Source organism: Micromonospora sp. NPDC050276, assembly GCF_044459545.1.
In the GTDB taxonomy this organism is placed as follows: domain Bacteria; phylum Actinomycetota; class Actinomycetes; order Mycobacteriales; family Micromonosporaceae; genus Micromonospora.
The window spans coordinates 472,052-492,633 of the sequence record NZ_JBITJA010000001.1 but is presented as its reverse complement, the minus strand read 5'-3'; the positions used below and the strand labels follow the sequence as shown (position 1 = coordinate 492,633).

General features: G+C 70.8%; 20 protein-coding genes. 3 read left to right on the top strand and 17 right to left on the bottom strand.

Annotation, left to right across the window (positions count from 1 at the left end; all coding sequences use genetic code 11):
• Positions 1-8: 8 nt before the first annotated feature.
• Positions 9-1,448, bottom strand: coding sequence for an aldehyde dehydrogenase family protein (locus ACIBF8_RS02315; RefSeq protein WP_396780505.1), 1,440 nt, complete (start codon positions 1,446-1,448; stop codon positions 9-11).
• A 143-nt stretch (positions 1,449-1,591) separates the two neighbouring features.
• Here ACIBF8_RS02315 and ACIBF8_RS02310 point away from each other — a divergent pair, with 143 nt between their 5' ends.
• Both ACIBF8_RS02310 and gabT read left to right on the top strand, forming a co-directional pair.
• Complete coding sequence (locus ACIBF8_RS02310) at positions 1,592-3,031, top strand: gamma-aminobutyraldehyde dehydrogenase (protein ID WP_396780504.1); 1,440 nt, start codon at positions 1,592-1,594, stop codon at positions 3,029-3,031.
• A gap of 62 nt (positions 3,032-3,093) precedes the next feature.
• Positions 3,094-4,365: a 4-aminobutyrate--2-oxoglutarate transaminase gene (gene gabT / locus ACIBF8_RS02305; RefSeq protein ID WP_396780503.1), complete on the top strand. Its 1,272-nt coding sequence runs from the start codon at positions 3,094-3,096 to the stop codon at positions 4,363-4,365.
• Positions 4,366-4,404: 39 nt separating this feature from the next.
• Here gabT and ACIBF8_RS02300 read toward each other — a convergent pair whose 3' ends face one another.
• From ACIBF8_RS02300 to ACIBF8_RS02240, 13 genes are all read right to left on the bottom strand, one after another.
• On the bottom strand, positions 4,405-5,079 hold the full coding sequence (locus ACIBF8_RS02300; protein ID WP_396780502.1) for a hypothetical protein: 675 nt from the start codon (positions 5,077-5,079) through the stop codon (positions 4,405-4,407).
• Positions 5,080-5,136: 57 nt separating this feature from the next.
• A complete protein-coding gene (locus ACIBF8_RS02295; protein ID WP_396780501.1) occupies positions 5,137-5,814 on the bottom strand; it encodes a M15 family metallopeptidase in 678 nt (225 codons plus the stop codon).
• Positions 5,811-6,941, bottom strand: a complete 1,131-nt coding sequence (locus ACIBF8_RS02290) for a D-alanine--D-alanine ligase family protein (protein WP_396780500.1) — start codon at positions 6,939-6,941, stop codon at positions 5,811-5,813. The genes ACIBF8_RS02295 and ACIBF8_RS02290 overlap by 4 nt, the downstream gene beginning before the upstream one ends.
• Positions 6,938-7,951: a threonine/serine dehydratase gene (locus ACIBF8_RS02285; protein ID WP_396780499.1), complete on the bottom strand. Its 1,014-nt coding sequence runs from the start codon at positions 7,949-7,951 to the stop codon at positions 6,938-6,940. The genes ACIBF8_RS02290 and ACIBF8_RS02285 overlap by 4 nt, the downstream gene beginning before the upstream one ends.
• Before the next feature lie 71 nt (positions 7,952-8,022).
• On the bottom strand, positions 8,023-9,087 hold the full coding sequence (locus tag ACIBF8_RS02280; RefSeq protein WP_396780498.1) for a sensor histidine kinase: 1,065 nt from the start codon (positions 9,085-9,087) through the stop codon (positions 8,023-8,025).
• Positions 9,084-9,749 (bottom strand): response regulator transcription factor, encoded by a 666-nt coding sequence (locus ACIBF8_RS02275; protein WP_396780497.1) that lies wholly within the window; start codon positions 9,747-9,749, stop codon positions 9,084-9,086. The genes ACIBF8_RS02280 and ACIBF8_RS02275 overlap by 4 nt, the downstream gene beginning before the upstream one ends.
• A gap of 374 nt (positions 9,750-10,123) precedes the next feature.
• Positions 10,124-10,975 carry a DUF559 domain-containing protein gene (locus tag ACIBF8_RS02270; protein ID WP_396780496.1) on the bottom strand — a complete coding sequence of 284 codons (852 nt, stop codon included), beginning with the start codon at positions 10,973-10,975 and terminating at the stop codon, positions 10,124-10,126.
• 242 nt (positions 10,976-11,217) lie between these two features.
• Positions 11,218-12,399 (bottom strand): saccharopine dehydrogenase family protein, encoded by a 1,182-nt coding sequence (locus ACIBF8_RS02265; RefSeq protein ID WP_396780495.1) that lies wholly within the window; start codon positions 12,397-12,399, stop codon positions 11,218-11,220.
• A complete protein-coding gene (locus tag ACIBF8_RS02260; protein WP_396780494.1) occupies positions 12,399-13,820 on the bottom strand; it encodes an NAD(P)/FAD-dependent oxidoreductase in 1,422 nt (473 codons plus the stop codon). The genes ACIBF8_RS02265 and ACIBF8_RS02260 overlap by 1 nt, the downstream gene beginning before the upstream one ends.
• A 49-nt stretch (positions 13,821-13,869) precedes the next feature.
• Positions 13,870-14,706, bottom strand: a complete 837-nt coding sequence (locus tag ACIBF8_RS02255) for an ABC transporter permease (RefSeq protein ID WP_396780492.1) — start codon at positions 14,704-14,706, stop codon at positions 13,870-13,872.
• A 58-nt stretch (positions 14,707-14,764) separates the two neighbouring features.
• On the bottom strand, positions 14,765-15,673 hold the full coding sequence (locus ACIBF8_RS02250) for an ABC transporter permease (RefSeq protein ID WP_396780491.1): 909 nt from the start codon (positions 15,671-15,673) through the stop codon (positions 14,765-14,767).
• On the bottom strand, positions 15,670-16,827 hold the full coding sequence (locus ACIBF8_RS02245) for an ABC transporter ATP-binding protein (RefSeq protein WP_396780490.1): 1,158 nt from the start codon (positions 16,825-16,827) through the stop codon (positions 15,670-15,672). The genes ACIBF8_RS02250 and ACIBF8_RS02245 overlap by 4 nt, the downstream gene beginning before the upstream one ends.
• Positions 16,827-18,011, bottom strand: a complete 1,185-nt coding sequence (locus tag ACIBF8_RS02240) for an extracellular solute-binding protein (RefSeq protein ID WP_396780489.1) — start codon at positions 18,009-18,011, stop codon at positions 16,827-16,829. The genes ACIBF8_RS02245 and ACIBF8_RS02240 overlap by 1 nt, the downstream gene beginning before the upstream one ends.
• A 215-nt stretch (positions 18,012-18,226) precedes the next feature.
• On the opposite strand from ACIBF8_RS02240, the gene ACIBF8_RS02235 reads away from it, so the two are divergent.
• Positions 18,227-18,739, top strand: a complete 513-nt coding sequence (locus ACIBF8_RS02235; RefSeq protein ID WP_396780488.1) for an Lrp/AsnC family transcriptional regulator — start codon at positions 18,227-18,229, stop codon at positions 18,737-18,739.
• A gap of 90 nt (positions 18,740-18,829) precedes the next feature.
• Here ACIBF8_RS02235 and ACIBF8_RS02230 read toward each other — a convergent pair whose 3' ends face one another.
• The 3 genes from ACIBF8_RS02230 to ACIBF8_RS02220 are packed head-to-tail and all read right to left on the bottom strand — an operon-like array spanning position 18,830 to position 19,969.
• The gene (locus tag ACIBF8_RS02230; RefSeq protein WP_396780487.1) at positions 18,830-19,045 is read right to left on the bottom strand and encodes a DUF397 domain-containing protein; all 216 of its coding nucleotides are present in this window, start codon (positions 19,043-19,045) and stop codon (positions 18,830-18,832) included.
• Position 19,046: 1 nt separating this feature from the next.
• Positions 19,047-19,235 (bottom strand): DUF397 domain-containing protein, encoded by a 189-nt coding sequence (locus ACIBF8_RS02225; protein WP_396780486.1) that lies wholly within the window; start codon positions 19,233-19,235, stop codon positions 19,047-19,049.
• A complete protein-coding gene (locus ACIBF8_RS02220) occupies positions 19,226-19,969 on the bottom strand; it encodes a Scr1 family TA system antitoxin-like transcriptional regulator (RefSeq protein ID WP_396780703.1) in 744 nt (247 codons plus the stop codon). The genes ACIBF8_RS02225 and ACIBF8_RS02220 overlap by 10 nt, the downstream gene beginning before the upstream one ends.
• Positions 19,970-20,582 lie beyond the last annotated feature (613 nt).

Sequence of the window (20,582 nt, the reverse complement as noted above, 5' to 3'; positions counted from 1 at the left end):
CGGCCGGGCTAGAGCGCGAGGCCGGTCAGCACCATGACCCGGGGTTCGGTGTAGTCGTCCATCGCGCTGCGCAGCCCCTCCCGGCCGACACCGCTGCCCTTCACTCCGCCGTACGGCATCTGGTCGGCGCGGTACGACGGCACGTCACCGACGATCACCCCGCCCACCTCCAGCGTGCGGGCGGCGGCGAAGGCCACGTCCAGACGCCGGGTGAACACGCCGGCCTGCAGCCCGTACGCCGAATCGTTGACGGCGGTGAACGCGGCCTGGTCGTCGGTGACCGGGGCGACCACCAGCACCGGCCCGAAGACCTCCTCGGCGACGACCTTGGCGTCCGCCGGCACACCGGTGAGCACGGTCGGCGGGTAGGTCGCGCCGTCGCGGAGGCCGCCCACCTCGACGGTGCCGCCGGCGGCGACCGCTTCGTCCACCCACGTCTCGACCCGGCGTGCCGCGTCCTCGGACACCATCGGCCCGACGTCGGTCAGCTCGGACGCGGGGTCGCCGGTACGCAGCCCTCGCACCGCCGCCACCAGCCGGGGCAGGAAGTCGGCGTGGAGCCTGTGGTGCACGTACACCCGCTGCACGGCGATGCACGACTGGCCGGCCTGGTAGTTGGCGAACGTCGCGATGCGCTGCGCGGCGAAGTCCAGGTCCTCGTCGGAGGTCCAGTCCGCACAGAGCACCGCCGCCGCGTTGCCGCCCAACTCCAGCGTCACGTGTTTCTCCGGTGCCGCCCGACGGATGGCCGCGCCCACCGGCCCGGACCCGGTGAACGACACCACCGGAAGCCGGGGGTCGCTGACCAGTTCGGCGGCGCGGTCGTTGGGCAGCGGCAGCACCGAGAACATGCCGATCGGGAGGTCGGTCTCGGCCAGCAACTCGCCGAGCAGCAACGCGGACAGCGGGGTCGCGGGTGCGGGCTTGACGATGATCGGCGCACCGACGGCGATGGCCGGCGCCACCTTGTGGGCGACGAGGTTGAGCGGGAAGTTGAACGGCGTGATGCCCAGCACCGGCCCCCTCGGCACCCTGCGAACCAGCGCGATCCGCCCACTGGCGGCCGGGTCGGTGTCGAGGCGTTGCAGTTCGCCGGAGAAGCGCCGGGCCTCCTCGGCGGCCCACCGGAAGGTCGACACCGCACGCCCGACCTCGGCGCGGGCCCACTTGAGTGGCTTGCCGTTCTCCGCGGTGATCAGGGCGGCGACCTCGTCGGCGCGCTCGGCGAGCCGCCGGGACACGTGGTCCAGGGCCGCCGCGCGGGCGTGCGCGGGCAGAGCCGCAGCCTGCGCGGCCACTCCGGCCGCCGCCGCGAGAGCGGCGTCGACCTGGTCGGGCGTGGCAACCGTGGTACGCCCCACCGGGCGGCCGTCGTACGGGTGGTGGACGGTCAGCTCACCCTCGCCGGTGGCGGGGCGGGAGGCGACGAAGAAGGGTGCGGACTCCACGCCGAGCAGCGTAGCCGGTTGACCTGTCGACGGAAACAGTCGCGATAACCCTTGTCTGCCGCGAATTCGGTAGCGAAGATGGCAGGGAGATTGCGATAACCGCCGCAGAACCGCACCCCCGGCCCCCTCGGAGTGATCCCGTCATGAGTGACCAGCAGCAGCTGCGCAACTTCGTCAACGGCTCCTACGTCGACCCGGCCGATGGCGGCTACGCCGACCTGGTCGACCCCTGCACAGGTGAGGTGTTCGCCCAGGCGCCGGTCTCCGGTGTCGCCGACGTGGACGCGGCGATGAGCGCCGCCGCCACCGCGTTCGAGAGCTGGCGGGAGGTCACCCCCGCCGAGCGGCAGCGGGCGCTGCTCAAGCTCGCCGACGCCGTGGAGGCGCGGGCCGCCGAGCTGGTCGACGCCGAGGTGCGCAACACCGGAAAGCCCCGCCAGCTCACCGCCGAGGAGGAGCTGCCCCCGGCGGTGGATCAGTTCCGGTTCTTCGCCGGCGCGGCCCGGATGTTGGAGGGGCGGTCCGCCGGGGAGTACCTGGCCGGGCACACCTCCTACGTGCGGCGAGAGCCGATCGGCGTCTGCGCGCAGGTCACCCCCTGGAACTACCCGCTGATGATGGCGGTCTGGAAGATCGCCCCGGCGCTCGCCGCCGGCAACACGGTGGTGCTCAAGCCGTCGGACACCACGCCGGTGTCGACGCTGCTGCTCGCCGAGATCGCCGCCGAGTTCTTTCCGCCGGGGGTGTTCAACGTGGTCTGTGGCGACCGGGACACCGGTCGTACCCTCGTGTCGCACCCGACCCCGCAGCTGGTGTCGATCACCGGCTCGACCCGCGCGGGCATGGAGGTCGCCGCCGCGGCGGCCCCGGACCTGAAGCGGACCCACCTGGAGCTGGGCGGCAAGGCCCCGGTGGTGGTCTTCGACGACGCGGACGTGGCGGCGGCGGCCGAGGCCATCGCGCTGGGTGGCTACTTCAACGCCGGGCAGGACTGCACGGCGGCCACCCGGGTGCTGGCCGGTCCGGGCGTCCACGACGACTTCGTGGCGGCGCTCGCCGAGCAGGCCCGCACCACGAAGACCGGCGCCCCGGACGACGCCGACGTGCTCTACGGTCCGCTGAACAACGCCAACCAGCTCGCCCGGGTCAGCGGCTTCGTGGACCGCCTGCCGGACCACGCGGCGATCCAGACCGGCGGGTCCCGGCAGGGCGAGCGCGGTTACTTCTACGCGCCGACGGTGGTCTCCGGGCTGCGTCAGGCCGACGAGATCATCCAGGACGAGGTGTTCGGGCCGGTCATCACCGTGCAGCGCTTCTCCGACGAGGACGAGGCGGTGCGCTGGGCCAACGGCGTCGACTACGGCCTGTCCGCCTCGGTCTGGACGAGGGACCACGGCCGGGCCATGCGGATGACCCGCCGGCTCGACTTCGGCTGCGTCTGGGTCAACACGCACATCCCGTTCGTCTCGGAGATGCCGCACGGTGGCTTCAAGCACTCCGGGCACGGCAAGGACCTGTCGGTCTACAGCCTGGAGGACTACACCCGGATCAAGCACGTCATGCACAACATCGAGACTCAGTGAAGCGCGAGGAGTGAGCCGGGTTTGCGAGCCCCGCAGCCGCGAACGAAATGAGGCACAGGCCCATGACCACATCCGATGAGTTGCACAAGCGGCGCGGCGGTGCCGTCGCCCGGGGTGTCGGCAGCGTCATCCCGTCCTACGTGGACCGCGCGTCCGGCGGGACGATCACCGACGTCGACGGCCGGGAGTGGATCGACTTCGCGGCCGGCATCGCCGTGACCAGCGTCGGCAACTCCGCCCCACGGGTGGTCGAGGCGGTCCGGGCGCAGGTCGAGCGGTTCACCCACACCTGCTTCATGGTCGCGCCGTACGAGTCGTACGTGGCGGTGTGCGAGCAGCTCAACGCGTTGACGCCCGGCGGGTTCGAGAAGCGCTCGGCGTTGTTCAACTCCGGCGCGGAGGCGGTGGAGAACGCGGTGAAGGTCGCCCGCCACGCGACCGGGCGACCGGCGGTGGTGGTGTTCGACCACGCGTACCACGGCCGGACCAACCTGACCATGGCGTTGACCGCGAAGAACATGCCGTACAAGCACCGGTTCGGGCCGTTCGCCGGGGAGATTTATCGGGTGCCGATGTCTTACCCGCTGCGTGATGGCGGGCTCTCCGGCGCGGAGGCGGCGACCCGGACCATCGAGATGATCGAGAAGCAGGTCGGCGCGGAGAACGTCGCCGCGCTGCTCATCGAGCCGATCCAGGGTGAGGGTGGCTTCGTCGTACCCGCGCCGGGTTTCCTGCCCGCGTTGCGTGCCTGGGCGACGGCGGCCGGGGTGGTCTTCGTCGCCGACGAGATCCAGACCGGTTTCTGCCGGACCGGCGACTGGTTCGCCTGCCAGCACGAGGGCGTCGAACCCGACCTGGTGACCCTGGCCAAGGGCATCGCCGGTGGCCTGCCGCTGGCCGCGGTGACCGGTCGGGCCGAGCTGATGGACGCCGTGCACGTGGGTGGGCTGGGCGGCACCTACGGCGGCAACCCGATCGCCTGCGCCGCCGCGCTGGCCACCATCGAGACCATGCACGAGCTGGACCTGGCCGGCGCGGCCCGACGGATCGAGTCGGTGCTGGCCTCCCGGCTACGGGCCATCGCCGCGCGGGATCCCCGGGTCGCCGAGGTACGCGGCCGGGGCGCGATGCTCGCCGTGGAGTTGGTACTGCCGGGCACGCTCACCCCCGACCCGGTCGCCACCGCGGCGGTCTCGGCGGCCTGTCACGCCGCCGGTCTGCTCACCCTGACCTGCGGCACGTACGGCAACGTGCTGCGTTTCCTACCCCCGCTGGTCATCTCGGACGCCCACCTCAATCGGGGCGCGGACCTGCTCGACGCGGCCTTCGGCTGAGCCGAGGAGGGGCCCGGTGCACGGGCCCCTCCTCCGAGGTCAGCGCAGCACCTCGACCGTGTTGCGGCGCACCAGGTTCTTGCCCGGCTCGCGGATCTGCTCCATGGCGGCGGAGTTGAGCAGCACGCAACTGCCCGACGGGCCGGTCACCGTCACCGTGGTCGCCCGGTTGTTGTCCAGGTTGGTCACCCGCAACCGGGTACCCACCGGAAACTGTCCGCTGGTCGCCGCCGGCCCGGCCGCCTCCTCGAAGAAGGTGATCGCCCCCGAGCAGGCCGACCGGGGCGCCGGGCCGGGCGCGCCGGGCGACGCGGCGCCGGGGCGGACCGTGCCGGGAGCCGGAGCGCCGGCGGGCGGTGCCGCGTCGTCGACGCGCTCCACCACGTTGCGTCGGATCACGTTCTTCCCGGGCTCCCGGACCAGTTCCATGGCCGCCGCGTTCAGCAGCACGCAACTGCCCGACGGGCCGGTCACCGTCACCGTGGCCGCCCGGTTGTTGTCCAGGTTGGTCACCCGCAGCCGGGTACCCACCGGGAACCGGTCGCTGGTCGCCGCCGGCGCCCCGCCCTCCGCCGAGAAGGTGACCGAGCCGGAGCAGACCGACGACCGTGCGGGGGACGTGTCGGCGAACCCGAAGCTGGTCCCCACCGACACGCCCACCGCGGCGAGCACCGCCACACCCGCCGCCAGCACGTGCCTGCGCTGCACCCTCATCGCCGTCACTCCCGTCCTCGGTGGTGTTCTTCCTCCCCTGGTACGGACCGGAGCGCCCTACCGTTCAGCCGGCACGGGTATCGATCGGGCGGCGGCCAGGTCCACCGGCCCGTACCGGGTGCGCGGCGCCCCGGTGATCAGCGCCCAGTAACGGTCGCCGTACGACCAGTGCCACCACTCGGTCGGGTAGTTCACCATCCCCGCACCGCCGAGAGCGTCCACCAGGATCTGCCGGTGCCGACGGGCGGTGCCGACGATCGCCGGCGCGTCGGTGAAGCAGGCGTCGGCGCTGTCCTCCGGGGTGGCGTCGATGGCCGTGCCCAGGTCCAGCTCCACACCGTCGTCGGTGCACAGCGTCAGGTCCACCGCGCCGCCCGTGCTGTGCGGGGCCACCTCGACCGGTGAGACGAACTTGGTGGTCTCCCGGTGCAGCCGCTCCGGCGACCAGTCCGGGTGTCGTCGGCGCAGCTCGTCCCGGTAGCCGGTGAAGATGGCCAGCTGTGCCCGGTACGGCCGGTAGCCCTCGACCACCAGCAGGCGCATCCCACCGGGCAGGGCACGCTGCGCGGCCAGCAGGCGCTTCACCACACCGGCGCGCAGCCGGGCGTACGCCCCGGCCGGGTCGGCGGCCCGGCCGTCGAGCCGCAGCTCGGGCAGCTCTCGCAGGTCAACCAGCGGGTCACCGTCGTCGGCGCTGGGCACGGCCGCCACCCGGGGATCGGAAAGCAGGATCATCGGAGGCTCCCCACGGTGCTCGTCGGCCGTTCCGCGTGCCGGGCCCGGGCCAGCTCGACGAGTCGGTCCACCACCTCCCGGTAGCTGACACCGGCGGCGGCCCACACCTTCGGATACATCGAATGCGCGGTGAAGCCGGGCATCGTGTTCAGTTCGTTGACGTACAGCTCACCGGCCGCCTCGTCGTAGAAGAAGTCGACCCGGGCCAGCCCCCAACCGCCGATCGCGGCGAACGCGCGGACCGACAGCTCGCGGATCCGCGCGGTCACCTCGTCCGGCAGGACGGCGGGGACGATCATCGGGTCGGCGTCGCCAAAGTACTTCTGCTGGTAGTCGAACCAGCCGCCGGCAACCCGTACCTCGCCCACCGCCGACGCCTCCGGCCGCCAGCCGCCGAGCACCGCGCACTCCAACTCCCGGCCGGTGACCCCCTGCTCGACCAGGACGAGCTGGTCGTGGCGGAACGCCTCCTGCACGGCGGCGGCCAGGTCGTCGCCCGCACCGACGCGGGAGATGCCGATCGAGGAACCCATGCTGGCCGGCTTGACGAAGAATGGCCGACTCAGCCCACGCACCAGCTTCTCCGGGTCGTCGGCCGCCCGGTAGGTCTGCGCGTCGAACGCCACGTACGGGGTGACCGGGACGCCCTCGGCGCGAAGCGCCCGCTTCATCGCCACCTTGTTCATGCCCACCGCCGAGGCGAGGATGCCGCACCCGACATACGGCACGTTCAGCGACTCCAGCAGCCCCTGCACCACACCGTCCTCACCGAACGGACCGTGCAGCACCGGGAAGACCACGTCGAGTTCGGCGTGCACCGCGCCGGGGGCGCTGGCCGCGGAGACCTGCACGACACCCGGACGCGGACCGGGCCGCAACTCGACGGCCGGCCCGGTCACCACCAAATGATCGTCGATGGCCCGCGCACCGGGCGGCTGATCACGCAACTCGGCCAGCAGCGCGTCGGGCAGCAACCGAAACCCGCCGCTGCGGGTGACACCGATGGCGACCGTGCGGTAGCCACCGCCGGCCAGCGCCCGGACCACCCCGAGGGCCGAGGCGCAGGAGACCTCGTGCTCCGCCGACGGTCCACCGAACAGGATGCCGATCCGCGTGGGCGCGCTCACGCCGCCGCCCCTTCCGCGGTCGTCACCTCGACGGGCCGCGGGAGCATCAACCGGGCCACCAGCGCCGCCTCCACGTTCCCGCCGGTCAGCACGACCCCGACCGTCCGCTGCCGGTCCGTTTCGGGAGCGAGGCGAAGCACGCCGGCCAGACCCGCCGCCCCGGACGGCTCGGCGAGCACCTTGAGCTCCATCAGGATCAGCCGGAACGCCGCCGCGATCTCGTCGTCGTCGACCCGGACCACCCCGCTTAGCGTGTCCCGCACGACGGCGAACGGCAACTCGCCCACGCAGGACGGCCGCAGCCCGTCCGCGATGGTCGGCGCCGGCGCGACCGGGACCCGTACACCCGCAGCCAGGCTGCGGGCCAGCGAGTCGCAGCCCACCGGCTCCACGCCGTACACCTTGATGCCCGTGCCGGCGGCGGCCAGGCACGCGCCGGCCACTCCGCCACCACCACCGACCGGTACGACCAGCGCGTCCAATGGCGTACCCGCGCGCTCGGCCTCCTCGATCAACTCCATGCTGGCCGTGCCCTGCCCGGCGATCACGTCCGGGTGGTCGTACGCGTCGATGACGGGATGACCACTCTCGTCGCTGAGCCCGTTGGCCACCGCCACCCGCTCCTCGACGGCGGTGCCGGCGAACACCACGCGCGCCCCCGCCGCCCGAGCCCGGTCGACCTTCGTCGGTGCCGCGTCGACCGGCAGCACCACCGTCGCCGCGAGCCCGTGCTGCCGCGCCGCCAACGCCACCGCCACCGCGTGGTTGCCGGTGCTCTGCGCGATCACCCCGGTGTGGCCGGCCTCGGCGAGGCGGCCCACGGCGCGCAGCGCACCCCGCATCTTGTACGAGCCGCCGTGCTGGAGATTCTCGGCCTTGAGCAGGACCCGTGCCCCGGCGATTTCGTCGATCACCGGGGACCGCAGCACGGGGGTACGGACCACCCGGCCGGCAAGCCAGCGGGTGGCCTCCCCGACATCGACCCGGACTTGGCCAACGGTGCGTGACATCGTTTCTCCTTTCGGGCACACCACGGGCGGGATCCAGCGGTGCGTGGATCCCGGTGACGTGGGTGGAAGAGTTAGGTCAGGGTGGGTAGCTGGACGTCGACCCGCAGGCCGCCGTACTCGGCGGGCCGGGCCGCGATGATGCCGTCATGCGCCTGCGTGATCGAGCGGGCGATGGCCAGACCCAGGCCGGCCCCACCCCCCTGCGAGGTCCGGTCCCGGGCGAGTCGACGGAACGGCTCGAAGAGACCGGCCACCGCCTCGGCCGGCACGGGCTGGCCGGTGTTCACGACCGACAGCGCGGGCGTGTGGTTCACCACGACGGTCAGCGATCCGCCCGGCCGGTTGTACTTGATTCCGTTCTCCACCAGGTTGGTGACCAGGCGCTCCAACAGCACCCGCTCGCCGACGACCACCCGGGGTTCGAGATGGGTCTCCACGGTGACCCCGGCCTCCCGGGCCCGGTCCAGGTACCCGGCGAGCACCGACTCGACGATGGCGTCCAGCCGCTGCGGGATCCGCGAGCGCAGGCCCTGGTCGCTTTCGCTGAGCGCGAGCAGACCCTCGATCAGCCGCTCGTTCCGCTCGTTGGTCTCCAGCAACTGGCTGGTCAACAACTCCAACTGCTCGCCGGTGAGCGTCCGGGCCATGCCGACCTCGATGAGCGTCCGCTGCACCGCGAGGGGCGTACGCAGCTCGTGCGAGGCGTTCGCGGCGAACCGCCGCTGCCCCTCGTAGCCGGCGGAGACGCGTTCCATCATCTCGTCGATCGCCCGGGACAGCCGGGCCAACTCGTCGCGGCCCCGAGGCCGGATGCGGTGACCGAGGTTCTGCGGGCCGAGGTGCCCGATCGGCCCGGCCAGGTCAGCGACCGGGCGCATGCACCACACCGCGCCGAACCAGAGCCCCACCAGGGCGGCCACGGTCACGAGCAGGACGGCCGCCAGGGGCAGCACGAACGCCCCCGGCCGCACATTGCCGCAGACCGTCGACAACCCGGGCACGGGCAGGTCACAGAACTGCTGCCCCCAGATCCAGGTCACCCCCGACAGCCACTTGCCCATCGCCGGCAGCGCCGGCCCGGCCAGCAGCGCCAGCAGGCCCACCAGCAGCACCCGACGTCGGGGCGTCCAGCTCACGCCGTACCGCCGATGCGGTAGCCGGCCTTCGGAACGGTGTGGATGATCGCAGGATCGCCGAGCTTCTTGCGCAGAGTCATCACGGTGACCCGTACGGCGTTCGTGAACGGGTCGGCGAACTCGTCCCAGGCCTGCTCCAGTAACTCCTCCGCGCTGACCACCTGACCGTCGGCGCGCAGCAGCACGTGCAGCACCGCGAACTCCTTGGGGCTCAACGCGAGCGGGCGGCCGTCCCGGGTGGCCACGTGCCGACCCACGTCCAGCACCAGGCCGTCCTGGGCGAGCACCGGCGGCAGCGCCGGCGTGGACCGTCGACCGAGGGCCTGCACCCGGGCCACCAACTCGGCGAAGGCAAACGGCTTGGTCAGGTAGTCGTCCGCGCCGAGGCCGAGACCCTCCACCCGGTCCCGGATGCCAGCCGCCGCGGTGAGCAGCAGCACCCGGGTGCCGACCTGCGAGTCGGCGATGCTGCGGCACACCTCGTCGCCAGTGTGCCCGGGCATGTCCCGGTCCAGTACGGCGACGTCGTACCGGTGCACCCCGACCCGCTCCAACGCACCGTCACCGTCGTAGCAGACGTCGACGGCCATCGAGAGGCGGCGCAGCCCTTCGGCCACCGTGTCCGCCAACAACCGCTCGTCGTCCGCCACCAGCACCCGCACGTCTTCCGCTCCCCCGAGTTCGGCTTGCCCGGCATACCGTCTCAGGCCCGGGTTAAGGGTTCCGTAAGCACCCGCCGCAGCCATCCTCCACGCGAACGTCCAACGGGCAAACCACCACCACCCAGGAGATGTCGACTTCGTGCCGCCCACACACCCTCTGCGCCATCCGTCCGCAAGAACCCCGACGGTCGCCGCTCCCGCGTGACCTGCGTCACGAGGCCCCCACTCCACCCCACCCCACCCCACCCCACCCCACCACCCTGTCGATCATGGAGTTGTGGTGCCTCACAAAAGGCGCGAAACGTCATTCAATGCCCACCACAACTCCATGATCGACGGGCGAGATGGGGCCGGGGCGGGGTGGGGTGGGGTGGCTAGGGGTGGAGGAGGGGGAGCACGGCTTGGAGGATGTAGCCGGGGCGTCGGTAGAGGTCTCGGTCCGTAAAATGGCGCATTTGCCAGCCGTTGGCGGCGAGCCAGTTCGTTCGAGAGCGATCGTGCCGGAGCCGGGCACGGTCCAGGTGGGACGACCCGTCGTACTCGACACCGACGCGTTGTCGCCGGTACCCAAGATCGAGGCGGTAGAGGGGTATCCCGTAGCTGTCTACGACCCACATCTGCGGCTCCGGCGGTGGCAGGCCCCCGTCCATCAGCACCAGCCGCAGTTGACTCTCCTGCCGACACTCCGCCCGAGGATCGGCGCGCGGCACGAGATCACGCGCCTGGCAGACTCCACGCAAACGATCGTGCCGAGCGACCTCGACCCTAAGTTCCTCGGGCTGGCAGGCGCCTACGCGAAGGCAGAGATCCAGCAGCGGCATCGTTTCCATTCGAGACAACGACCGGGCCAAGTCCACCGCGCACCTGACGGCGGGTGCACAGGGCACTCCGGCCAGCAGCACCGGATCGCGCACCGGCAGCACCGCCTCGTGAATGACCACGCCACGAATACGCGGGACGTTCTCCCCTGCCGGCACGATCACGTGCACATCCGGGCTTTGTGCGTCACCGAAGCCATGCAGTTGCGCGCCGGTGTGAAAGCCGACGACGGCGCTGGCGGGCAGCCGCCGGAAGAGTGCCGGTAGGCGCCCGGCCTGGTCGGCCGATGGTGCGTAGACGCCTCGCGACATCCGGTGCAGGCGGGAGAGTTCGGCCGACCTGCGTACTTGTTCCCGGCTAAGGCCGGCTGCGAGTAACTCCGAGTATCGATACAGAGGCTCCGCCATGCCGCAGCAATCTGCAGCACCAGGCCGCCGATCCTCGACCCCAATGAAGCCTCCTGTGGATAACCACGAGCCCTGTGCACAACCCCCGCAGCCTCCCCGAATGTGCTATGGCGCCGAGCCCGCCACCATGAGTCGATCATGGAGTTATGGTGGTGGACGAACGCCCCGTAATAGCTTCTTCCGCCCACCACAACTCCATGATCCACGGGACTGGGGGCGCTCCTTCAGGACCCAGCGCCCGGTCACCGCTCCTCCAGACCCCAGGGCGAGCCGTAGCTGGTCAGCAGGTCGAGGAACGGCATCGGGGGCAGCGCCTCCGGGCCGAGCACCCCGACACCGGCCCACGCGCCGGAGGCGAGCAACTCCAACGCGACCACCGGGTTGACGGCGGTCTGCCAGACCACTGCCTGGTGCCCGTACTCCCGCATCGACCACTCGTTGTCGACCACGTGGTACAGGTAGACCTCGCGGGGCTGCCCGTCGGGGCCGAGGCCACGAACCCAGGTGCCGGCGCAGGTCTTGCCGCGCATCCGGGCGCCGAGCGTGGCCGGGTCGGGCAGACTCGCGGCCACCACGTCCCGCGGGGAGACGTCGACGCCGCGTACCCGCACCGGGGAGACCGCGTCCAGGCCGAGTTTGTGCAGGGTCTTGAGCACCTCGATGAACTCGTCGCCGAGGCCGTACTTGAAGGTGACCCTCCGGGCCTTGACCCAGCGCGGGATAAGCAGCACCTCCTCGTGCTCGACGTTGACGCACTCGACCGGCCCGATCCCCTCCGGAAAGTGGAAGATTTCCGGCTCGGAGAACGGTTCGGTGGTGAACCAGCCCCGGTCCCGCTCCCAGACGACCGGCGGGTTGAGGCACTCCTCGATGGTGGTCCAGATGGAGAACGAGGGCGCGAAGTCGTACCCGTCGACGGTGAGGTTCGCCCCGTCCCGCACGCCGATCTCGTCGATCTCGCTGAAGAGTTCGTCGGCGGCGTAGCGGGCGAACACGTCGGAGAGGCCGGGCTCGACCCCGATGCCGCACAACGCCAGCCGACCGGCCGCCGACCAGGAGTCGGCCAGCGCGAACTGTTCGTCGCCGAGCTTCACCCCGGTCTCGGCGTGCGACAGCGACATCGCCATGTCCAGGTAGTCCGCCCCGGCCGCGAACGCGCCGTCGAAGATCGGCATGACGAACCGTGGGTCGACGGCGTTGAGCACGTGCGTGATCCGGTGCTCCCGGCACAGCGCGGTGACCGCGTCGGCCGAGGAGGCGTCCACCTGGGCGGCGACGAAACGGTCGCCGTGCCCGGCGACCGCGCGTTCGGCGCGCACCGGGTCGTGGTCGGCGACCACCATGGTCTCGAAGAAGGTCCGTCGGGCGGCGATGGCTACGGCGGCGGAGCCGACGCCACCGGCGCCGACGAGGAGGACACGCATCAGGAATCAAACCCCAAACCGAAACGATCGAGAGTACGGAGCCAGAGGTCGCGCCGGCCCTCGCGCGCGTCGGCGCGGGCCAGTGACCAGCGGGTGAGATTGATGCCGACCGCGCGGACGGGTTCCGGTGGGAACGGCAGTGGCTTGCGGCGAACAAGGTCGAGCCGGGTCAGCGGGGTGTTCCCGCCGTCGAGCAGGTCGAGCAGGACCCGGGCGCCGAAGCGGGTGGCCCCGACGCCGAGGCCGGTGTAGCCGGCCGCGTACGCCAGCCGCCCGCCGTAGGCGGTGCCGAAGAACGGGCAGAACCGGGTGCAGGTGTCGATGACGCCGCCCCAGCGGTGGCTGAACCGCACGTCGGCGAGCTGCGGGAACGTGGTGAAGAAGTGGCGGGCGAGGGTGGTGAAGGTGGCCGGTCGTTGCTCCAGCTCCGGGGCGACCCGATTGCCGTAGTGGTAGACGGCGTCGTAGCCGCCGAAGAGGATCCGCCCGTCGGGAGTGATCCGGTAGTAGTGGAACTGGTTGCCCGTGTCGGCCAGCCCCTGCCGGTTGCGCCAACCAATGGCGTCCCGCTGGGCCGGAGTGAGGGGTTCGGTCATCAGCACGTGGTCGTAGACCGGCACCAGGTACGCTCGGAGTCGGCGCAGCAGCGGCGGGAAGGCGTTGGTGGCCAGCACGACCCGACGCGCGCGCACCGAGCCGGGCGCGGCGTCCGGCCCGCCGACGGTCGTCGCGTGCAGGGCCGCGCGGTCGGCGCGCAGGCCGGCGACCCGGGTGTGCTCGTGCACGCGTACGCCGAGGTCGAGGCAGGCGCGGCGCAGCCCCCAGGCCAGCTTCGCCGGGTCCACCATGGCCACCCGGTCGGCGTCGAACATGCCACCCAGGTACGTCGGTGAGTTGACCTCGGCGCGTACCTCGTCGCGGTCGAGCAGCCGCACCCGGTGGCCGTACCGGCGGGCCAGGTCCGCGTCGGCGGCCAACCCGTCGAGCTGGTACGGCTCGACGGCGACGGACAGCTCGCCAGTGCGCTCGAAGTCGCAGTCGATGTCGAAGGCGGCGACGGTGGCGGCGATGGCGTCCAGGTTCTCCCGGCCGAGGCGTTCCAGCTCACCGACCTCGTCGGGGAACCGGTCGACGCCATTGGCGAGGCCGTGGGTGAGCGAGGCGGCGCAGAACCCGCCGTTGCGTCCGGACGCGGCCCAACCGCAGGTCCCGGCGTCGACGAGCAGCACGTCCCGGTCGGGGTCGGCCTGTTTCGCCAGCAGCGCGGCCCACAGTCCGCTGTAACCGCCGCCGATCACCAGCAGGTCGGCGGCGTGCCGGCCAGCCAGTGGCGGCAGCGGGTCGGGGCGGTCCGGGCGGTCGAGCCAGTACGGCACGGGTGCCGCGTCGGCCAACGCCCGGCCGGTATGCGGGAGCGTCATGACGGCCCGCCGGTCGGACGGCCCGGCGACCGGCCCGCATTCGGGAGGGTCATGACGACCGGCGCGCGGGACGTGCCGGCCCGGCCAGCAGGTTGGCGCGGCGGGCCCGGCGACCCCGCAGCGAGCTGAGGCCGACGAGCAGCAGCGCGACCGCGAACATCGCGGTGCCGATGACGTTGACCTGCGGTGGGATGCCCCGCTGGGCGGCGCCCCAGACGTACATCGGGAACGTGACGGTGGTGCCGGCGTTGAAGTTCGTGATGATGAAGTCGTCGAAGCTCAACGAGAAGGCCAGCAGGGCGGCGGCCACGATGCCGGGCAGCACCAGCGGCAGGGTGATCCGCCGGAAGGTCTGCCACTCGTTGGCGTAGAGGTCCATGGCGGCCTCCTCCAGCCGCCGGTCCATTCCGGCGAGCCGCGCCTTGACGGTGACCACCACGAACGACACGCAGAACATCACGTGCGCGATCACGATGGTCCAGAAGCCCTGCGGCACCCCGGCGGACACGAACAGGGCCAGCAACGACGTGCCCATCACCAGCTCCGGCGTGGCCATCGGCAGGAAGATCAGCACGTTGATGCCGGACCGGCCCCGGAAGCGGTGCCGCACCAGCGCAAACGCCATCAGGGTGCCGAGCACGGTGGCGACCACCGTGGCGAGAAAGCCGATCTGCACACTGCGGACCACCGCGTCGCACATGTCCGAGGTGGCGCACGGCTGCCGCCAGTTGTCCATCGTGAACTCGTTGAAGTCGTACGACAGCCGGCTGGACGGCCGGTTGAACGACAGCGCGGCCACCACCAGGATCGGCAGCGCCAGGTAGCCGAGCACCAGCAACGCCACGATCATCACCCAGCGGTCCGCGAACCAGCGGGAAATCCTCATCAGAGCCCCCCTTCATTCGCGACTGCGGGGCTCCGCTGCGCTGCACTCCTCGCGCTCATCAGAGCACCTCCTCCGTGCCGGCCCGCCGCAGGTAGCCGAAGACCACCGCGAGGATCGCCGCCATCAGCAGGAACGACAGCGCGGCACCCTGCGGGTAGTCCAGTCGGACCAGGAACGCCGAGTCGATGACGTTGCCGATCATGTATTCGTTCGGGGTGCCGAGCAGTTCCGCGTTGATGTAGTCACCGCTGGCCGGGATGAAGAACAGCAGCGTGCCGGCGACCAGGCCGGGCATGGACAGCGGCAACGTCACCCGACGGAACGCCTGCACCGGGCTCGCGTACAGGTCGGTGGCCGCCTCCAGCAGCCGATGGTCCAGCCGCTCCAGGCTCGCGTACAGCGGCAGCACCAGGAACGGCAGGAAGTTGTACGTGAGGCCGAGCACCACCGCGAACGGGGTGGCCAGCAGCCGGCCGTCCGGGGCGAGCAGGTGCACGTCACGCAGCAGACCGACGAGCGCACCGTTGTCCGACAGGATCGTCTTCCAGGCCAGCGTGCGGACCAGGAAGCTGGTGAACATCGGCGCGACGACGCACACCAGCAGCAGGTTCTTCCACCGGCCGGCCTTCTGCGCGATCGCGTACGCCAGTGGATAGCCCAGCAGCAGCGCCAGCACCAGGGCCAGCCCGGCGTAGCCGAACGAGCGCAGGAACTGCGGCCAGTACGCCTGCACCACGTCCGGGTAGTTGCCGACCGCCCAGGTCATCGCGTACCCGGTGGAGAGCGAGCCGCTGGGGTCGTAGAGGCTGGCCGCCGCCAGTTGCACCAGCGGCACACCGAAGAAGATGAGCAGCCAGGCCGCACCGGGCAGCAACAGGAGGTACGGCAGGAGTCGGTGCCGCCCGGACCGGGCTGCCGGTGGCGCGGGTGGCGGGTGCCCCGATCCGGTGGGGGCCAGGAGGGTCACGACGACGCACCCACCGGCTCGTCGAGCACCGGCGAGGTCCGGTCGGTGTCGGTGGCGTCGCGGGGCAGCAGGAACGCGTGCCGCGGATCCCAGTACGCCACCGCCTCGCTGCCCACCGGCACCCGCGTCGACGTTCCGCTGTTGGCGGCGAAGACCGACAGCTCGGTGCCCCAGCCGGTGCGCAGCAGGTACTGGGTGCTGACCCCCACGTAGGAGGCGTCGGTGACCACCCCGGTGACGTGCTGATGCCCAGCGGGCACCTGGTCGGCGGAGCCGACCAGAATCAATTTCTCCGGGCGTACCCCCAGGTGGACCGGGCCGTGCTCGGCCCGGGACCGGCCGGCGGGCACCGAGAAGCGCGTGCCGTGCGCCGTCACCGCGACGTCGCCGCCGCCGACGCCGGTGGCCTCGCCGGCGAGCAGGTTGGACTGGCCGAGGAAGTTCGCCACGAAGGCGGTGGCGGGAAACTCGTAGATGTCGGCCGGAGCGCCGAGCTGTTCGATCCGGCCGGCGTTCATCACCGCGACGGTGTCGGCCATGGTCATGGCCTCCTCCTGGTCGTGGGTGACGTGTACGAAGGTGATGCCGACCTCGGTTTGGATGCGCTTCAGCTCGATCTGCATCTGGCGACGCAGCTTGAGGTCGAGTGCGCCCAGCGGTTCGTCGAGCAGCAGCACCTGCGGCCGGTTGATCAGCGCGCGGGCCAGCGCGACCCGCTGCTGTTGACCGCCGGAGAGCTGGGCGGGACGGCGGTTGCCGTAGCCGTCGAGCTGCACCAGCGACAGCATCCGGGTGACCTCGTCGTCGACCGAGCGGATGCCGCGTCGGCGCAGCCCGAAGGCCACGTTCTCGAAGATGGTGAGGTGCGGAAAGAGCGCGTAGCTCTGGAAGACGGTGTTGACCGGCCGCTTGTACGGTCGCAGCCGGGCGATGTCGGTGTCGCCGAGCAGCACCTGGCCGCTGGTCGGCTCCTCCAGGCCGGCGATCATCCGCAGCGTGGTGGTCTTGCCGCAGCCGGACGCGCCGAGCAGCGCGAAGAACGAGCCCTGCTCGATGGTCAGGCTCAGGTCGTCGACCGCGGTGAAGATGCCGAACCGCTTGCTGAGGTTGGCCAGGCGCAGGTCGCCGGCGGGTGTCTCGCGCGCCATCCCCATCACGCCCCGATGACCTGTTGGAACTTGCCCTCGTACTCCTTCTCCTGCTTCTCGTCGAGGGCCATGAAGACCTTGGACTTCGAGAGCAGCGCCTCGTCGGGGAAGATCAGCGGGTTGGCGGCCAGCTCGGGGTCGATCTTCTCCATCTCGGCCTGGGCACCCTTGACCGGGCAGATGTAGTTGACGTAGGCAGCGAGCTTCGCGGCGACCGCCGGCTCGTAGTAGTAGTTGATCAGGGCTTCGGCGTTGCCCTTGTGGGTGGCCTTGTTGGGGACCATCATGTTGTCGCTGTAGAGCATCACGCCGGAGTCCGGTGCGACGAACCGCACCTTTTCGTCCTCGCTGGAGAGTTGGATGACGTCACCGGACCAGCCGATGCACGCGGCGATGTCGCCCTTGGCCAGGTCGGGCGCGTAGTCGTTGCCGGTGAACTTGCGGATCTGCCCGGAGTCGACGGCCTTCTTGAGCTTGTTGAGGGCGTCGTCGAACTGGGCGGCGGTGAAGTTCGCCGGGTCGTGCCCGTTGGACTGCATCAACAGGCCCATCGTGTCGCGCATCTCGCTGAGCGCCGTCACCTTGCCCTTGAGGTCGGGGCGGGTGAGCAGCTCGTCGACGGTGCGCAGCTCCTTGGTGACGTTGCCGTTGTACGCCAGTCCGGCGAGGCCGGACTGCCATGGGATGGAGATCCGGTTCTCCGTGTCGAAGGGGCGGTTGATCAGCGACGGAAGCAGGTTGGCCTGCACGTTCGGGATCTTCGCCGGGTCGAGCTTCTGGATCCAGCCGAGCCGGATCATCCGGGCCGCCATCCAGTCGGTCAGCACGATGATGTCCCGGTCAGTGCTCTGGCAGGCGGCGAGCTGGTTCTGCACCTTGCCGAAGAACTCGTTGTTGTCGTTGATGTCCTCGGTGTAGGTGACCTGGATCCCGGTCTTCGTGATGAACTCGTCCAGGCTGGGTCGCTTGGACTCGTCCTTCTCGTCCACGTCCATGTACTGCGGCCAGTTGGAGAAGGCAAGCTTCTTCTCGGTGCCGGAAAGGTCCTCGCTGACGCAGCCAGCCTCGGTCTGTTGCGCGCCCTTGGTGCCGCAGCCCGCGAGGCTGCCGCCCATGGTGAGCAGAGCGGCCGAACCGATGGTGCCGGTGAGCAGTCCACGCCGGGAGAGGGGCCGGAGGGGAGTACGCATGACGACTCCTAGGGGGTCATCGTCGGCGGGCGGGACGGGGGAGGCGCGCCGGCGGGAATGTCGGGGAGGTCAAGTGCCATGGACGACTGATCCTGACATGAGGCGCCCTCCCTTACAAGGGATTCCGTTGCCGGAATAGCGATGCACGACGAAATACGCCAGACTACGCGGGGATACCCGCACGACATCACGATTCGGTACCTGGGGAGCGGACCATGACAAACCGGCAGCACGAGAACAGTAACGGCGGTCGCCGCGTCGCTGTCCGTGAAGGCGCGAATCACGCTCTGCTGGATGACGTGGCCAAGCAGATCATCGAGCAGCTCCAGGAGGACGGCCGCCGGCCGTACGCGACGATCGGCAAGGCGGTCGGGCTGTCCGAGGCGGCGGTCCGCCAGCGGGTGCAACGGCTGCTCGACTCCGGCGTGATGCAGATCGTGGCGGTGACCGATCCGCTCCAGCTCGGCTTCCCCCGGCAGGCGATGATCGGCCTACGCACCGACGGTGACCTGGAAGCTGTCGCGGACCGGCTGGCCGAGCTGGACGAGGTCGACTACGTGGTGATCACCGCCGGGTCGTTCGACCTGCTCACCGAGGTGGTTTGCCGCAACGACGACCACCTGCTGGAGATCCTGCAACGGCTGCGCGCGGTGCCCGGGGTGCTCTCCACCGAGGCGTTCGTCTATCTCAAGCTGCGCAAGCAGACCTACACCTGGGGTACGGCCTGACGCTGGTTCTTGCCCTTGATCCACTCGGCTTTCAGGAAGTCGGGGTGTCCGCGCCGTTCTGACGCCCCGGTTTCCGTGATCCCGAGTGGATCAGCGGCCCGTCGCGCCCCGACGACCGGCCGCAGCGTGCGCGCCGACCGCGCCGACGAACGACGTCCAGGCGGCCGGCGCGAAGGTCAGGGTGCCGCCGTCGCGGTCCTTGCTGTCCCGCACCAGCACCCGGCCGGGCAGGTTGTCGGCCACCTCGACACAGTTGCCACCGTTGTTGCTGCTGCGAGTCGCGGTACGCCAGCGGGCGTCGGTCATGTCATCGCCGCCGCAACTGCTCGACGAAGGAACGCCAACTGGTCGGCGCGAAGGTCAGGGTGCCGCCGTCGCGGTCCTTGCTGTCCCGCACCAGCACCCGGCCGGGCAGGTTGTCGGCCACCTCGACGCAGTCACCGCCGTTGTTGCTGCTGCGGCTCGCGGTGCGCCAGCGGGCGTCGCTCATGTCCATGTCGTGGCCACTTCCCTGATCAGCTCGATCGACCGGCGTTGGGGGAACGCCTCACCAGTGACGCTCTCCCACCTGCGTCCCAGGCTAGCGACGTCGAGGGGATCGGTCACGACCTGACCGCGGAGCTGGTTGTCGAGATACGCCAATTCCGTCCCGTCGGGCAGGCGGCCCAGCACGAAGGGCCCGGCCAAACCGGTGTGCCACGGGCACTCGGCCGGAATGACCCGGACCTGTACGTGTTCCCACTCGGCCACTCTCGCAAGGTGGGCCAGTTGGCCGGCCATCACCGACCCGTCGCCGACCGGCCGGCGCAGCACCACCTCGTCGATCACCGCCACGAGCTGGGGTGGGGCGTCGCGGCCAAGGACCGCCTGCCGGTCGAGGCGGCTCGCCACGATCTGGTCCACCTCGGACGGTGGGACCAACCCTCCGGTACTCAGGATCGCGCGGGCGTACCCCTCGGTCTGGAGCAGGCCCGGCACGAGCAACGGCTGGTAGGACCGGAGCGAGATGGCGTCCTGTTCCAGCTCGGCCCACGGTCGGAACCACGGCAGGTCGCGGCGGCGGAACGGCTCCGGCCAGAGGTCGGCCGCGTCCCGGCGCAGGACCTGGGCCACCGCCACCCGGGTACGCGGATGCGGAATCCGCCCCGACGCGAGCCACCGTGCCGCTGTCTTGGGGTCGACGCGGACCTTCTCGGCCAACGACTCGACCGTCTCCCCCGCCTCGGCCATCGCCACCCGCAACGCCTCGTTCGCCACCGGATCCTCCCGCCGTCCTCGGTGCGGTGGCGGAAGACCGGATCCCCCGCCCAGCAGGCGCGCTGCGACGCCGCTCGATACGCACGTTGCGGCGCACGATAGCCACGCTGCGTGTCGGTGTCTGTGGCCTACCGGCGTGTTGCGGTGGGACGTGTTGGCACGCATTCAGGACGCCCCCGGACCGCCCCCGAGGTGCCCCACCAGCGTCCCAAGGCCGGCGCCTCGCCAACCCCCGACATCTCGACCCCCGACGTCTCGGCTCCCGACGTCTCGGCCCCCGACGTCTCGGTTTCGGACGTCTCGACCCCCGATCCCCGCGCTTGATCCACTCGACTTCACCAATACCGCGGTATCAACCACGCCCGGACACCGCGACTTCAGCAAACCGGAGTGGATCGAGCCGGCACACCTCCGACTCCTGCCGACTGCGGACCAGAGACCGACGGCGGTGCGGATTCCGTTGCATCCGTGACACCAATGCGCTAAATCCGTCGTGGTCAACCCGTCACGCCACTGATACCACTTGCCTCGGGCCCCGCGACTGTGCGATAACCGTTGGCAGAGCGGCCGGCCTCACCCCTTTGAC

Coding starts and splice junctions, on each gene's coding strand:
- ACIBF8_RS02295 (WP_396780501.1), bottom strand. CDS start 5,814: ATGATCCTGCTTTCCGATCCCCGGGTGGCGGCCGTGCCCAGCGCCGAC.
- ACIBF8_RS02220 (WP_396780703.1), bottom strand. CDS start 19,969: ATGGCCGAGGCGGGGGAGACGGTCGAGTCGTTGGCCGAGAAGGTCCGC.
- ACIBF8_RS02285 (WP_396780499.1), bottom strand. CDS start 7,951: ATGTCACGCACCGTTGGCCAAGTCCGGGTCGATGTCGGGGAGGCCACC.
- ACIBF8_RS02240 (WP_396780489.1), bottom strand. CDS start 18,011: ATGCGTACTCCCCTCCGGCCCCTCTCCCGGCGTGGACTGCTCACCGGC.
- ACIBF8_RS02255 (WP_396780492.1), bottom strand. CDS start 14,706: ATGAGGATTTCCCGCTGGTTCGCGGACCGCTGGGTGATGATCGTGGCG.
- ACIBF8_RS02230 (WP_396780487.1), bottom strand. CDS start 19,045: ATGACCGACGCCCGCTGGCGTACCGCGACTCGCAGCAGCAACAACGGT.
- ACIBF8_RS02265 (WP_396780495.1), bottom strand. CDS start 12,399: ATGCGTGTCCTCCTCGTCGGCGCCGGTGGCGTCGGCTCCGCCGCCGTA.
- ACIBF8_RS02260 (WP_396780494.1), bottom strand. CDS start 13,820: ATGACGCTCCCGCATACCGGCCGGGCGTTGGCCGACGCGGCACCCGTG.
- ACIBF8_RS02270 (WP_396780496.1), bottom strand. CDS start 10,975: ATGGCGGAGCCTCTGTATCGATACTCGGAGTTACTCGCAGCCGGCCTT.
- ACIBF8_RS02310 (WP_396780504.1), top strand. CDS start 1,592: ATGAGTGACCAGCAGCAGCTGCGCAACTTCGTCAACGGCTCCTACGTC.
- ACIBF8_RS02245 (WP_396780490.1), bottom strand. CDS start 16,827: ATGGGGATGGCGCGCGAGACACCCGCCGGCGACCTGCGCCTGGCCAAC.
- gabT (WP_396780503.1), top strand. CDS start 3,094: ATGACCACATCCGATGAGTTGCACAAGCGGCGCGGCGGTGCCGTCGCC.
- ACIBF8_RS02225 (WP_396780486.1), bottom strand. CDS start 19,235: ATGGACATGAGCGACGCCCGCTGGCGCACCGCGAGCCGCAGCAGCAAC.
- ACIBF8_RS02300 (WP_396780502.1), bottom strand. CDS start 5,079: ATGAGGGTGCAGCGCAGGCACGTGCTGGCGGCGGGTGTGGCGGTGCTC.
- ACIBF8_RS02235 (WP_396780488.1), top strand. CDS start 18,227: ATGACAAACCGGCAGCACGAGAACAGTAACGGCGGTCGCCGCGTCGCT.